At 52.3% G+C, this 14,206-nt stretch carries 15 protein-coding genes; 4 read left to right on the top strand and 11 right to left on the bottom strand.

The window, feature by feature from the left end; translation table 11 throughout:
• Positions 1–108 precede the first annotated feature (108 nt).
• Positions 109–1,494: an anaerobic C4-dicarboxylate transporter DcuC gene (gene dcuC / locus OGV82_RS00610; protein ID WP_012133365.1), complete on the bottom strand. Its 1,386-nt coding sequence runs from the start codon at positions 1,492–1,494 to the stop codon at positions 109–111.
• A gap of 459 nt (positions 1,495–1,953) precedes the next feature.
• Here dcuC and pagP point away from each other — a divergent pair, with 459 nt between their 5' ends.
• Complete coding sequence (pagP, locus tag OGV82_RS00605; RefSeq protein WP_012133363.1) at positions 1,954–2,517, top strand: lipid IV(A) palmitoyltransferase PagP; 564 nt, start codon at positions 1,954–1,956, stop codon at positions 2,515–2,517.
• Between the two features lie 187 nt (positions 2,518–2,704).
• Positions 2,705–2,914, top strand: a complete 210-nt coding sequence (gene cspE / locus OGV82_RS00600) for a transcription antiterminator/RNA stability regulator CspE (protein ID WP_000034825.1) — start codon at positions 2,705–2,707, stop codon at positions 2,912–2,914.
• A 54-nt stretch (positions 2,915–2,968) separates the two neighbouring features.
• Here cspE and crcB read toward each other — a convergent pair whose 3' ends face one another.
• Positions 2,969–3,352: a fluoride efflux transporter CrcB gene (crcB, locus tag OGV82_RS00595; protein ID WP_024130549.1), complete on the bottom strand. Its 384-nt coding sequence runs from the start codon at positions 3,350–3,352 to the stop codon at positions 2,969–2,971.
• Positions 3,353–3,443: 91 nt separating this feature from the next.
• On the opposite strand from crcB, the gene OGV82_RS00590 reads away from it, so the two are divergent.
• Both OGV82_RS00590 and tatE read left to right on the top strand, forming a co-directional pair.
• Entirely contained in the window at positions 3,444–4,232 is a 789-nt protein-coding gene (locus OGV82_RS00590; RefSeq protein WP_047458198.1) for a deaminated glutathione amidase, read from the top strand.
• A 129-nt stretch (positions 4,233–4,361) separates the two neighbouring features.
• The gene (gene tatE / locus OGV82_RS00585) at positions 4,362–4,565 is read left to right on the top strand and encodes a twin-arginine translocase subunit TatE (RefSeq protein ID WP_012133359.1); all 204 of its coding nucleotides are present in this window, start codon (positions 4,362–4,364) and stop codon (positions 4,563–4,565) included.
• Between the two features lie 100 nt (positions 4,566–4,665).
• Here the strand turns inward: tatE and lipA are convergent, their stop codons facing one another.
• From lipA to rlmH, 9 genes are all read right to left on the bottom strand, one after another.
• Entirely contained in the window at positions 4,666–5,631 is a 966-nt protein-coding gene (gene lipA / locus OGV82_RS00580) for a lipoyl synthase (protein ID WP_047458196.1), read from the bottom strand.
• A gap of 187 nt (positions 5,632–5,818) precedes the next feature.
• Positions 5,819–6,793 (bottom strand): YbeF family transcriptional regulator, encoded by a 975-nt coding sequence (locus tag OGV82_RS00575; RefSeq protein ID WP_047458193.1) that lies wholly within the window; start codon positions 6,791–6,793, stop codon positions 5,819–5,821.
• A 300-nt stretch (positions 6,794–7,093) separates the two neighbouring features.
• Positions 7,094–7,735 carry a lipoyl(octanoyl) transferase LipB gene (gene lipB / locus OGV82_RS00570; protein ID WP_047458192.1) on the bottom strand — a complete coding sequence of 214 codons (642 nt, stop codon included), beginning with the start codon at positions 7,733–7,735 and terminating at the stop codon, positions 7,094–7,096.
• 97 nt (positions 7,736–7,832) lie between these two features.
• Positions 7,833–8,096, bottom strand: a complete 264-nt coding sequence (gene ybeD, locus OGV82_RS00565; RefSeq protein WP_000850547.1) for a DUF493 family protein YbeD — start codon at positions 8,094–8,096, stop codon at positions 7,833–7,835.
• A 106-nt stretch (positions 8,097–8,202) separates the two neighbouring features.
• Positions 8,203–9,414 (bottom strand): D-alanyl-D-alanine carboxypeptidase DacA, encoded by a 1,212-nt coding sequence (dacA, locus tag OGV82_RS00560; RefSeq protein ID WP_012133355.1) that lies wholly within the window; start codon positions 9,412–9,414, stop codon positions 8,203–8,205.
• Between the two features lie 139 nt (positions 9,415–9,553).
• The gene (rlpA, locus tag OGV82_RS00555; protein WP_012133353.1) at positions 9,554–10,678 is read right to left on the bottom strand and encodes an endolytic peptidoglycan transglycosylase RlpA; all 1,125 of its coding nucleotides are present in this window, start codon (positions 10,676–10,678) and stop codon (positions 9,554–9,556) included.
• A gap of 10 nt (positions 10,679–10,688) precedes the next feature.
• A complete protein-coding gene (gene mrdB, locus OGV82_RS00550) occupies positions 10,689–11,801 on the bottom strand; it encodes a peptidoglycan glycosyltransferase MrdB (RefSeq protein ID WP_012133352.1) in 1,113 nt (370 codons plus the stop codon).
• A 2-nt stretch (positions 11,802–11,803) separates the two neighbouring features.
• Positions 11,804–13,705 (bottom strand): peptidoglycan DD-transpeptidase MrdA, encoded by a 1,902-nt coding sequence (gene mrdA / locus OGV82_RS00545; RefSeq protein ID WP_047458187.1) that lies wholly within the window; start codon positions 13,703–13,705, stop codon positions 11,804–11,806.
• 30 nt (positions 13,706–13,735) lie between these two features.
• Positions 13,736–14,203, bottom strand: coding sequence for a 23S rRNA (pseudouridine(1915)-N(3))-methyltransferase RlmH (gene rlmH, locus OGV82_RS00540; protein WP_003022725.1), 468 nt, complete (start codon positions 14,201–14,203; stop codon positions 13,736–13,738).
• Between the last annotated feature and the right edge of the window lie 3 nt (positions 14,204–14,206).

Here is a 14,206-nt window from a genome sequence, read left to right as displayed (position 1 = left end):
CCGGCCAATCGCCCGGTGGCGCTATGCTTACCGGGCCTACGGGTAAGATTCGTAGGCCGGATAAGGCGTTACGCCGCCATCCGGCGAATCATCTACAAATTAATTTGCTTAACCACCCGCTACAGCAGAAGAAGTGCCTGGCACCATCACTTCAGTTGCAATGATGACAACCAGCAGCCCGACCATAACCGGAACGGAAGTACGCTTCACCACTTCAAACGGCGAAATCTTCGCCATCCCTGCCACCGCAACGACGACGCCAGAGACCGGGGAGATCGTGCGCCCCAGATTTGAAGCCTGCAACATCGGAATGGACAGGTAAGCCGGGTTAATACCGGAAGAGTGCGCCAGTTTGGGAATCATTTCGACAAAGGCATAGAAAGGCGCGTTACCGGAACCGGTGGTCATTGCCGCGAGCATGGTCAGGATCACCAGTACCAGCATGAGGATAATACTGGCGGAGCCAAACGAGGTGGCGATAGAGATCAGACTCTGGATGAAACCGATAGTGCTCAGCCCCTGAGCGAATACCCCGGCTGCGACCAGCAGCATCACCACGCCCGCAAATGCGTCAGCCATCCCGCGGTACGCGACTTCCAGACCGGAAAAGACTTTCTGTGTATTGAATCCGCGAATGAACTCCAGCACGGCAGCGAGCAGCATACAGATGACGAGAATAGTAATAATGTGCAGCTGCGGACCCCATTTACCATCAAAAACCAGAACGCCGATAATCGGTGTGAATGGCAGAATGGCGTAAAACGCCGGGGCGGTGGTGGTAATTTCGTTTACATCCAGCATTTCATGGGAGATGTTCTCTTTTTTATCCAGATAACGCTGCCAGAAAAAGTGGGCAATCGCCATACCGATAATGGCGGCAATGGAGATCGGCAGGGTCGTTTTAAAGGCAAAATCAATCAACGGCATCTCAGCCGCTTTTGCCGCCAGAACCACGTCGCCCGAGGTCGGAGAAAGGATGATCGCTGCGGGGGAAGCGCAGATGGCGGCGGCAGCGCCACGGCTGATCCCGACGTTAACCATCACCGGGAAGAGCGTTGCCATCAACAATACGCCAAGCCCTGTTGCCGAAGAGACCGCCAGCGACATCAGGCAGGCGACAAAATAGGCGGCGATCATCAGCAGGTAAGGTGAGTTAATGTATTGCAGCGGTTTGGAGGCCAGTTTTACAACCATGTCGTTTGCGCCGATATGCGTCATGTAGGCGGCGAAACCGCACAGCATCATGATCATCATACCGAGGTCGCCACCACGGCTCATCAACAGAATCTTAATGTATTCAACGATGTCCGTCGCGGTATAGCCGGTACTGGTTTCACTGGCGGGCAGGACTTTATGCCCCATTAACGCGCTGATAATCAGCAGCACCAGGCCGCCCACAAAGAGCACGCCGGTTGCCGAATAACCTTTAATGATGTAGCGCGCTACACCCACAATAACCATAACCCCAATAAGGAGTTCAATAAACGTTAGCATTGTTTCCCCTGTCGCCTGGACGCCCAGAAAGTAAGAATAAAAAAGGAACAGAAAGTGGTGTGAAAATGTGCCGAATAAACCGCTTCCCCTTGCTGATTAAAATCAAGAAAAGGACGGATTAAACGTCCTGTGTTGTTATTTTTTCATGCAGGCAACGAATATGAAATCTCTCAGGTGAAAAATTTACGTAGAAACGTATTTGTTTTGTATTTGTTATTTTTATGGAAATGTAATGTTAATGATGGGGTGGTGTACAGAATTATAACAGGCCAGATTCCCTTTCCTGATGATAAAAAGTTTCAGTAAACGGCGATGATCCGTATGAAATAAACGGGAAATAAGCGGGTTCGTTATTGCAAAGGGGAGTTTTCTGATTTTTCGTTACCTGTTTTTTGTTAAGATTCCATTCAGGTTCGTTTTGCTACGATCGGTATTGAACTCCAGGATGGTAATTAAGTTGTGATTGTCGCTAAAAAATATTTTCTTGTTCTTTCATTTCTCTTTGTGCAATTCGCCCTTCTGCCCCAGGCCTTTTCAGCAGATAAAGGCTGGTTTGATACGCTGAAAGATAATGTGTCGGAAACCTGGCAACAACCCGAGCATTATGATTTGTACGTGCCGGCCATTACCTGGCATGCGCGGTTTGCCTACGATAAAGAAAAAACGGATCGCTACAATGAGCGCCCGTGGGGGGCAGGGTTTGGTCAGTCTCGCTGGGATGATAAAGGCAACTGGCATGGGCTTTACATCATGGCGTTTAAAGACTCCTTCAATAAGTGGGAGCCTATCGGCGGTTACGGTTGGGAAAAAACCTGGCGACCTCTGGCAGATGAAAACTTCCACATGGGGCTGGGATTTACCGCTGGCGCAACGGCGCGTGATAACTGGAAGTACATTCCGGTGCCGGTTCTGTTGCCGTTAGCCTCGATAGGCTACGGTCCGGCAACGTTCCAGATGACCTACATCCCCGGTACGTATAACAACGGTAACGTCTACTTTGCCTGGATGCGTTTCCAGTTTTGATGAGTGATATGCCTTGTTAGTGGTATATAAAATAGCGTTATAAAACAATAGGTAGTACAAAAAATCTAAAAAATAACGCGATATTTATCACTTTTTGGCAAAGTTGGACTGGACAAAATGCACCACAATTGATGTACTGGTACCCGACACAGCATTTGTGTCTATTTTTCATGTAAAGGTAATTTTGATGTCTAAGATTAAAGGTAACGTTAAGTGGTTTAATGAATCCAAAGGATTCGGTTTCATTACTCCGGAAGATGGCAGCAAAGACGTGTTCGTACACTTCTCTGCAATCCAGACTAATGGTTTTAAAACTCTGGCTGAAGGTCAGCGCGTAGAGTTCGAAATCACTAACGGTGCCAAAGGCCCTTCTGCTGCTAACGTAATCGCTCTGTAAGCATACGACAGCAAGAATTCCAAAACCCGCCAACTGGCGGGTTTTTTTATGCCCTTAATGCGCGGTGGATGCCGAAAATAGCCAAAACGCAAGCGCGGTCATGGCAAATGACCCGAGCAGGTTGACCAGTATATTCACCATCGCCCAGCCAAAACGCCCATCCTGGAGCAAAAAAACAACTTCCGCTGAGAAGGTGGAAAACGTGGTCAGGCCGCCGCAAAAACCGGTGGTAATCAACACCTTCCACATCGGATCAATATTCGTCATGCGACTAAATAAGGCGAAGCCCATACCGATGATGAAGGCGCCGATCAAATTCGCCGTCAGGGTGCCGAACGGAATGGACTGATGAAGCGGATTAAACCGCATACTCAACATCCATCTCGCTACGCTTCCTGTACCACCGCCAATAAAAACTGCTAAAAGGAGTTGTAACACTGAATATTCCTGCTATTTGATTGTATATGGGATGAGTGTAACGCCGAATAAACATCTTTGGCGAGTTTAACGAATCTGGTCGGAGGGGGGTATGCTCGTTGCAGCAGGACAATTTGCCGTGGCGTCGGTCTGGGAAAAGAACGCCGAAACATGCGTTTCGTTAATGTCTCAGGCGGCAGAAAATGGCGTTTCCTTACTGGTGTTGCCTGAGGCGCTGCTGGCTCGCGACGATCGCGATCCCGATCTGTCGGTTAAGTCCGCGCAGCTACTGGAGGGCGGATTTTTGCGCTGCTTACTGCGTGAGAGCGCGCGCAATACGATGACGACAATCCTGACGATTCATGTTCCTTCAACGCCGGGGCGGGCATTCAACATGCAGGTTGCGTTGTGCGGGGGAAAGATTGTTGCGCATTACGCCAAGCTGCATTTGTACGATGCCTTTTCGATTCAGGAGTCCCGCAGCGTTGATGCAGGCGACACCATTGCCCCGCTGCTGGATGTTGAGGGGATCAAAGTCGGGTTAATGACCTGCTATGACCTGCGCTTCCCGGAGCTGGCTCTGGCGCTGGCTTTGCAGGGGGCTGACATTCTGGTGCTGCCTGCCGCCTGGGTAAGAGGGGCGCTGAAAGAGCATCACTGGGCGACCTTGCTGGCGGCAAGAGCGCTGGATTCAACCTGCTACATCGTTGCCGCAGGGGAGTGCGGCAACAAAAATATCGGTCAAAGCCGAATCGTCGATCCGTTTGGCGTCACAATAGCCGCTGCGGCAGAGACTCCGGCGCTGATTATGGCCGAGGTCTCCGCCGAGCGCGTCAGGCAAGTTCGGGCGCAACTTCCCGTTTTACGTAACCGTCGTTTTGCGCCACCGCAATTATTATGATGTTTTTTTAAACTAAGCTTGATTCACCTTGTTACAGATTGCTATTGTGTGCGCGCGTCGAATGACCGTTAATATTCTCAGGTTAATATGGCGCGTTAAGCCGCCTGATTTTAAGTCAAGAAGGTATCTATGGGTGAGATTAGTATTACCAAACTGCTGGTGGTTGCCGCACTGGTCGTTCTGCTGTTTGGTACCAGGAAGTTACGTACGCTGGGCGGAGACCTGGGCACGGCAATTAAAGGTTTCAAAAAGGCGATGAATGATGAAGACGCTGGCGCGAAAAAAGAAGCGGGCGGCGATATTCAGGCTGAGAAACTCTCTCATAAAGAGTGATCATGACGCGAGCAGGATGCTCCTTCATCTGACTCTGAAGAGAAAAAACCCGCGTTTAAGCGGGTTTTTTATGCGTTAAATGTAAGCGAGTATTACTCGATTACTTCACTTCCAGTCCTTTCGCCTGCATGTCTGCATGGTAAGAAGAACGAACAAACGGCCCGCAGGCGGCATGGGTAAAGCCCATCGCCATGGCTTCGGCTTTCATCTCATCGAACTCTTCCGGGCTAACATAACGCTGTACCGGCAGGTGATGGCGGCTTGGCTGTAAATACTGGCCCAGCGTCAGCATGGTGACGCCATGACGGCGCAAGTCGCGCATAACCTCAATGATTTCAGCGTTGGTTTCTCCCAGACCGACCATCAGACCCGATTTGGTTGGGATTTCCGGGTGGGCCTCTTTGAAACGCTCTAGCAGCTTCAGCGACCAGTTGTAATCGGCGCCTGGGCGTACCTGACGATAGACACGCGGTACGTTTTCAAGGTTATGGTTGAAGACATCTGGCGGGGTAGCGTTAAGGATCTCCAGTGCGCGATCCATACGGCCACGGAAGTCAGGCACCAGCGTTTCAATTTTAATTGCCGGGTTTTTTTCACGAATCGCGGTAATGCAGTCAGCAAAGTGCTGAGCGCCGCCATCGCGCAGATCATCGCGGTCAACGGAGGTGATAACCACATAGCGTAACGCCATATCCGCAATCGTCTGAGCCAGTTTTAACGGTTCGTTAGTATCCGGGGCGACAGGGCGGCCGTGGGCAACGTCACAGAACGGGCAACGGCGGGTACAAATCGCGCCGAGGATCATAAAGGTGGCGGTTCCGTGATTGAAACATTCCGCCAGGTTAGGGCAAGAGGCTTCCTCGCAGACAGAATGCAGGCCATTTTTGCGCATTGCCGCTTTGATGCCCTGGATACGAGTGGAGTCCGCTGGAAGCTTTATTTTCATCCATTCCGGTTTACGCAGCAGGGCTTCGCGCTCTGTTGCCACATTTTTAACCGGGATAAGGGCCATCTTATCGGCATCGCGGTATTTGACACCGCGTTCCATCACAATGGGTTTACTCATAGCGTGCGTGTTCCAGTTGCGAATAACGAAGGAAAGCGTTTCAATTCAAGGGAATGTTGTATTTATCAACTATTTTTGAATTAACTACAGGCAGTATATCATTGAAACGGGCCATAAAGCAGCCTGAGTGGTCGGCAAAATGTAAAATAGTTGTTGTTTTGTGCCATTTGCCCAACATCTCCTGTGATTAAGCAGCAACATCTCCGGTTCGAAACGCATCGCGTATCACATCAATAACATTCTCCAGCACCGGGTCACGCAAGCTTAATTTGTTGTAATGCAGCGAAAAGTCGATTCTCTCATCGCTCAGTGGCGCATAGGGAATGCGCTTGAGCGGCCAGCAACGGCTAAATAAGGTGTAGAACCGGGTAGGCATCATCCCCAGCAGGTCGCTGCTGGCGATGAGTGAGGCAATGGTGAAGATGTTGTAGCTGCTAAAGTTGATTTGTCGTTCAGGGAAGAGGTCCTGGATACGCTGACGCACCAGGCTGAAATTCTGCCCTTCGAGCATCAGCAGAGTATGGTCGACCGCTTTCAGCTTCTCTTCGGTTAGCGGGGCGGAAAGTGAAGGGTGATCCTGGCGACAAACCAGCTCAACAGTATCGGCAAACAGCACATGGTGATGAATGGCCCGACTACTGTAGATATGGGTATCGATGACCAAATCGGTCTGAAACTGGCTGAGCTGGCATTCGGCGTCGCTTACCGGAATGTTGCGTAACAGAAGCTGCGGATACCGGGATTTGATCGCCTGATAGATGGTTGGCATGACTAACGCCCCGATAGAGGGAGGCGTGCCTATCGTGATGGTGCGCTGTTTGTCGTAACTGCCGGTCAGATCCAGCGCGCCCAGAATAGATTCCAGCCCCTGGCTAATATACTCATGCAGATGGGTGGCATAGGCCGTCGGGGTCACGCCCTGGCCTTTACGGATAAATAGCGGGTCGGGAAATATAGCGCGTAATTTTTGAATAGACTGGCTAATAGCGGATGGCGTTAAATTAAGAATTTTCGCAGCATTGACGATGCCTTTATGAACGTATACCGCTTCAAAAATAGTCAAGAGATTAAGGTCAATATTTCTCAGCGTTCTGAAAATTTGAGGTTTGTCTTCTGGCCGTTGCTCGATTAGACGTCGTCCCGGCAGATTATTATCATTCACGCTCTCGCTCCGAATTTATTCACGTTATAAATAATAGTAGGGTTTATATTTATTGCATTTTTGATTTGGCTTAAATATCGCCTGAATGTCAATATCAGTAACAATTTCAACAGGGTAACAAACAGTACATTCGGATTTTAGCCACGGCGAATCCCCTCATTCTGATGGCTGATGAGGTTGCGTCATTGACGGTTTTAGCTTAGGCATAACGAAAATATAGAAACCGGGCGGAGAAGTAAAGCATTCAAGCAATATATAGTTAATGACCCATGAATTGCGTGGGTCATTATATTTTATTGATTAAGCAGGAATATATTCATGAGGTGGATTGTTTAGCAGGGCTAAAATATTGGCCAACAGGCGAGGGGCAATATTATCCGTCGTTGCGTTATTATCCCATTGCGATATTTTCGCCATTTCCATCCCGGCATAACCGCAAGGATTGATGCGTAAGAACGGAGAGAGATCCATATTGACGTTTAATGCCAGACCATGAAAAGAGCAGCCGCGACGGATTCGTAAACCCAGTGAGCAGATCTTTTTTTCTCCCACATAAACTCCGGGCGCATCGGCTCGCGGATGCGCATCAATACCCAGTTCGGCAAGCGTATTGACGACGGTTTGTTCCAGCAGCGTCACCAGTTCCCGCACGCCCAGCTTACGGCGTTTAAGATTCAGCAGAACATACATTACCTGCTGGCCGGGGCCGTGATAGGTGACTTGCCCGCCACGATCGCTCTGGATCACCGGAATATCGCCGGGCATTAATACATGCTCCGCTTTACCGGCCTGACCCTGGGTGAAAACAGGAAAGTGCTCAACTAACCAGATCTCATCGGGCGTGTTTTCATCGCGGGTATCGGTGAATTCGTGCATGGCCTGGGAAACGGGTTCGTAGGGCTGAAGACCGAGCTGGCGGACAAGAATTTTATCCTGATACAAAACGGCATCTCCGTAGAGAATGAACAAAAGAGGGAGAAAAGTATATCACAGCGGGGGAGGATGTTACCCGGGCAACGCCGGGTAACGAACGGATGTATTACAGCACCATACGAACGATATCGATATTACCCAGTTCTTCGTACAGTGTTTCAACCTGCTCGATATGGGTTGCGTTGATGGTGATAGAGACCGAGTGGTAGTTACCTTTGCTGCTCGGTTTTACCGTCGGGGAGTAATCACCTGGCGCATGGCGCTGTACCACTTCAACCACCTGATCAACCAGCTCAGGCAACGCCTGCCCCATTACTTTGTAAGTAAATGGCGTAGGGAATTCAAGCAGTTCGTTAAGTTTGGTTTTCATGTCAGCTCCGGCATTACATCAAAAAATAATAACTCCCACAGCGTGTGGGAGTTATCAGGATACTCAGTATATGGGGATGGAAATCACACTTTCAAGTGCTTAATTTTTAACCAAACCAGTGATGGAACATTAATTTAATGTAATCAATGATTTTGCCGAAGAAGTTACCTTCAGGAATTTCCTGTAGTACCACCAGCGGGCGCTGCTCAATGGTTTTGCCATCCAATTGGAAGTTGATTGTGCCGACGACCTGGTTTTTCTGCAACGGGGCATGCAGTTCCGCCGTGTTCAGCACGTAGCTGGCTTTCAGATCTTTCATGCGGCCGCGAGGGATAGTCAGATAGACGTCTTTATCCACACCCAGCGAGGCGCGATCGGTATCGCCAAACCAGGCCGGTTCAGAGGCAAACTCTTTCCCAACTTTCAGCGGGTTCACGGTTTCAAAGAAGCGGAAGCCCCAGGTCAGCAGTTTTTTGCTTTCTGTTTCACGACCTTTGTAGGTACGTCCACCCATCACCGCAGAGATCAGGCGCATCTGGCCTTCAGTTGCCGACGCCACGAGGTTGTAGCCGGCTTTATCCGTGTGGCCGGTTTTGATCCCGTCAACGTTCAGGCTGTTGTCCCACAACAGACCATTGCGGTTTAACTGGCGAATCCCGTTGAAGGTGAACTCTTTTTCTTTGTAGATAGAGTATTCGTTTGGCACATCGCGGATTAACGCCTGGCCGATCAGCGCCATGTCGCGCGCAGAGCTGTATTGTCCATCAGCATCCAGGCCATGAACGGTCTGGAAGTGGGTGTTTTTCAGACCCAGGGCATTCACATAGCTGTTCATCAGCCCGACGAAGGCATCCTGGCTGCCGGCGGCAAAGTCGGCCATCGCCACGCAGGCGTCGTTGCCGGATTGCAGGTTAATACCACGGATTAACTGGGAAACAGGAACTTGCATACCCGGTTTCAGGAACATCAGGGACGAGCCTTTAAATACCGGGTTGCCGGTAGCCCAGGCGTCGTTGCCGATCGTCACCAGATCGGTTTCTTTAAATTTCCCTGCTTTCATCGCCTGGCCGATGACATAGCTGGTCATCATTTTGGTCAGGCTGGCGGGATCGCGGCGCGTATCCGCATTCTGTTCCGCCAGCACTTTGCCGGAGTTGTAGTCGATCAGGATATACGACTCCGCATCGATCTGCGGAACGCCTGGGATCATGGTTTTGATATTCAGGTCATCGGCATGCGCGCTTGTGATAAAGGCGGCGCAAAGAGCCGTGGTGAGCGCCATGCGCTGCATGAAACGAGCGGAAAAAGTGGTCTTCATGGTCTGAACTACGACGTCCGTGATGGAATTAAAAAAAGTGCCCTACTATAGCAAAAGCATAACCGGCAGGCATCTGACTTTCCGCGTGACTTTGTTAATGTCATTTACAGAAATTGACAATTCAGATGCCCTTTGCAGGCTACTGCGCGCTGGCGATAAAGGACTGTAACTGGGCTTCAGATTGCAGACGCTGCTGCAACGCGCTGGCTTCAGTTTTGCTGGCGAATGGCCCAAGCTGAATGCGCCAGACCGCGCCGTTTTGCATCACACGGCCCGGTACGCCAAACTGCTGGCTTAAACGCTGCTGGTACTGCTGCGCGCGCGTTTGATCGCTGACCGCGCCAACCTGAACCACGAAACCGCTGCTTGCGGCGGCCGGAGCTGGAGCCGGCGTCGGGGCAGCGACTGCGCCCTGAGTCGAACCAGGAGCCGTTACCGGCGCGGCGGGTGTCGCTGCGGCGGGCTGTGGCGCGGGCGTTGGTTCGCTGCCTTCGAGCACCCCGGAGGCAAGCGTGGTCGGCGCGCCAAGGAAGCCGCTGCTGTTGACCGGTGCGCCGCTCGGGTCATCGCTTTTCAGCGTCGAATTGCTTATCGCCCGGACATCGCCTTGCGGCTGTACCGATTCCGGCGCGGAAGAGACGCTGCCCATGCCGCCGCTTAAATCAGGGCGCGCGGGCAGGGCGTAGGTCTGTTTCGCCACTGTCGTGCAGGCCATGCCTGGCCCTGACAGTGAACCGTCCTGCGCAACGATAATGGGATCAACGCGGACTTTGGTGTTATTCGACGTATTCAGGCGATCGGCCGCCGCGCGGGAGAGTGAAATCACCCGATCGTTACCGTAAGGGCCGCGATCGTTAATGCGTACCACGATCATCCGGCCATTCGCCAGATTCGTGATTCGCGCATAGCTCGGGATCGGCAGCGTTGGATGCGCAGCGGTGAGCTGCATCGGGTCAAACGCTTCGCCTGATGCGGTCAAATTGCTGCCGGGTTCCGCATCATAAATGGCGGCAAGCCCGGCCTGGCTAAAGCGAGACGGGTCCTGGACAATTTTGTAGCTTCTACCGTCTCGTTGATAATCCTGATTTGCTGTCGGGCTCAGAGGTTCATAACGTGGCTCCGCCCCGCCGATCTCAACAATCGGCCCGTTACACACCGCAGGCTGCGGCGCGACGGCAACCTGCTGCTGACCATCATCACTCGAACACGCCGCGAGTAACATTATTCCTGCCGCGACGCAGACTCCTGGCAACTGCTTACGCATTGCGCACCCCTTACACGCTTTTCGACAACATTTTTCTGTGGGTGTGGATCGACATAACAATCCCGAACCCGGCCATCAGCACTATCAGTGCGGAGCCTCCGTAACTGACCAGCGGGAGTGGAACCCCTACAACGGGCAGAATACCGCTCACCATACCAATATTTACGAAGACATAAACGAATAATATCAACATTAAACCACCGGCCATCACGCGGCCAAAGGTGGTTTGCGCGCGGGCAGCGATCCACAGTCCGCGCATAATCAGCAGAATGTAGAGCGCCAGCAGGATTAATATTCCCACCAGGCCTAACTCTTCCGCCAGTACGGCGAAGATAAAGTCGGTGTGGCGTTCGGGTAAAAACTCAAGCTGCGACTGAGTGCCGTGCAGCCAGCCTTTACCGCGCAGGCCGCCGGAGCCAATCGCAATTTTAGACTGGATGATATGATAACCCGCGCCTAAAGGGTCGGTCTCCGGGTCGAGAAGCATCATGACGCGCTGGCGCTGATAATCATGCATCAGGAAGAACCACATGATCGGGATAAACGCGGCAATCAGCACCACCGCAATGCCGATTAAACGCCAGCTCAAACCAGACAAAAACAGCACGAACAGGCCGGAAAGGGCGACCAGAATCGAGGTGCCCAGGTCAGGCTGCGCGGCGACCAGCAGCGTCGGCATAAAAATCAATACCAGCGCGATAGCCGTGTTTTTCAGCGACGGCGGGCAGACATCACGGTTGATAAAGCGCGCCACCATCAGGGGGACGGCGATCTTGGCGATTTCAGAAGGCTGAAAGCGGACGATCCCCAGATCCAGCCAGCGTTGCGCTCCTTTGGATATCGCCCCGAAGGCGTCTACCGCCACCAGCAGGATGATGCAGAAAATATAGAGATAGGGCGCCCATCCTTCGTAGACACGAGGCGGGATTTGCGCCATCACCACCATAATGACCAGACCCATCGCGATCTGACCGATTTTTCGCTCCATCATGCCAATATCCTGGCCGCTGGCGCTCCAGATGACTAATGAACTGTAAACCAGCAGCGCCAGCAGAATCAGTAACATCGTGGGATCGATATGGATTTTATCCCAGAATGTTTTTTTGTTCGGATTATCCGTCACGATTATTGGTCCTCCGCCGCTGCAACCGCCGGGTTTTCCGCAGGCAAATTGGTGTTGTTGTCGCCCAACATGATGTGGTCAAGAATCTGACGCATGATTGTACCGACAGCCGGGCCCGCGCCGCCGTTTTCCAGGATTATGGCGACAGCAACCTGGGGATTGTTATACGGCGCGAATGCCGTCATCAGTTTATGGTCGCGTAGTCGTTCAGCAATTTTGTGCGCGTTGTAGGTTTCGTTGGCTTTCAGGCCAAAGACCTGCGCCGTACCAGACTTCGCGGCGATTTTATACGGCGCGCTGGCGAAATATTTATGCGCAGTGCCGTTAGCGCGGTTTGCGACGCCGTACATGCCGTCTTTGGCGATTTCCCAGTAACCGGAGTGAATATCGCCGACAGGCGGTTCGTGCGGCTGTACCCACGGCACCTGCTTGCCATTCTCCGCCGTGCTCATCAGCAGATGCGGCACTTTTACCACCCCGTCGTTAATCAGGATCATCAGCGCCTTGCTCATCTGGATCGGGGTTGCCGTCCAGTAACCCTGGCCGATGCCCACCGGGATGGTATCGCCCTGATACCACGGCTTTTTAAAGCGTTTTTGCTTCCATTCACGGGTTGGCATATTGCCGGAACGCTCTTCAGCCAGATCGATGCCGGTATATTCCCCGTATCCAAATTTGCTCATCCACTCGGAGAGTCGGTCTATCCCCATGTCATAGGCCACCTGGTAGAAGAAGGTATCCGCTGACTCTTCAAGGGATTTGGTGATATTCAGATGACCGTGACCCCATTTTTTCCAGTCGCGGTAACGCTTCTCAGAACCCGGCAACTGCCACCATCCGGGGTCGAACAGGCTGGTATTGCGGGTGATCACCCCCGCGCTTAAAGCGGACACCGCGACATACGGTTTGACCGTTGAGGCCGGCGGGTAAACACCTTGCGTCGCCCGGTTAACCAGCGGCGTATTCGGGTCGTTGAGCAACCCTGAGTAATCTTTGCTGGAGATGCCATCCACAAACAGGTTCGGGTCGTAGCTCGGCATGGAAACCAGCGCCAGTACGCCGCCTGTCCGTGGGTCGGTTACGATCACGGCGGCGCGGCTGCCCGCCAGCAGCGTTTCAATATATTGCTGGAGTTTCAGGTCAATTGTGAGATGGATGTCATGCCCGGCCTGCGGCGGCACCTCTTTAAGCTGACGGATGACGCGGCCACGGTTGTTGACTTCAACCTCTTCATAACCCGTCTGGCCGTGCAGTACCTCTTCGTAATAGCGCTCAATCCCCAGCTTGCCGATATCGTGCGTGGCGGCGTAGTTGGCCAGCTTACCGTCTTTATCAAGGCGTTCGACGTCTTTATCGTTAATCTTCGAAACGTAGCCGATGACGTGGGTCAGCGCGGAGTTGTAAGGATAGTAGCGGCGCTTGTAGCCTTTCACTTCCACGCCAGGAAAACGGTACTGATTGACGGCAAAACGCGCGACCTGCACTTCGGTCAGGTTCGTTTTGACGGGAATAGAGGTAAAACGGTGTGAACGTGCGCGCTCTTTCTTGAACGCGGCAATGTCATCGTCGTTCAAATCGACCACGTTGCGTAACGCATCCAGCGTTTGCTGAACGTTATCGACCTTCTCCGGCATCATTTCTATCTGATAAATAGTGCGGTTGAGGGCGAGAGGGATGCCGTTACGGTCATAGATGATCCCACGGCTGGGGGCGATAGGGACCAGTTTGATGCGGTTTTCGTTCGAGCGGGTCTGGTAATCGGTAAAACGCACGATTTGCAGATTATAAAGGTTGGCGATGAGCACGCCGGTCAGCAGCAAAATACCCAAAAAAGCGACCAGCGCCCGGCGCACGAACAGCGCGGACTCAGCCGTATAGTCGCGAAAAGAATTCTGTAGTTTCATCCGCTGCTTAATCTACTCAAGGCTTAACAATCACTCACGGTGATAAGGGTGGTTGGTGGTAATACTCCACGCCCGGTACAGACTCTCTGCCACCAGCACCCGAACCAGCGGGTGAGGGAGGGTTAACGCAGAAAGTGACCAGCTTTGTTCCGCCGCCGCTTTACAGGCCGGAGACAACCCCTCAGGGCCGCCAATCAGGAGACTGACGTCGCGACCATCCAGCTTCCAGCGCTCCAGCTCAGTCGCCAGCTGCGGCGTGTCCCAGGGTTTCCCTGGGATATCAAGGGTGACGATACGGTTTTTGCCTGCGGCCGCCAGCATCTGCTCACCCTCTTTATCGAGAATACGTTTAATATCCGCGTTCTTGCCGCGTTTGCCCGCTGGAATTTCGATCAGCTCAAACGGCATGTCTTTAGGAAAACGCCGGAGATACTCCGTAAAACCGGTTTGTACCCAGTCGGGCATTTTCGTACCGACAGCGACAAGTTGAAGCTTCACGCA

Origin of the sequence: Citrobacter sp. CK191 (assembly GCF_030333435.1) — a bacterium.
In the GTDB taxonomy this organism is placed as follows: domain Bacteria; phylum Pseudomonadota; class Gammaproteobacteria; order Enterobacterales; family Enterobacteriaceae; genus Citrobacter_B; species Citrobacter_B koseri.
Note: the sequence above shows the minus strand (reverse complement) of the source record. Positions and strands in the feature narration are given on the sequence as shown.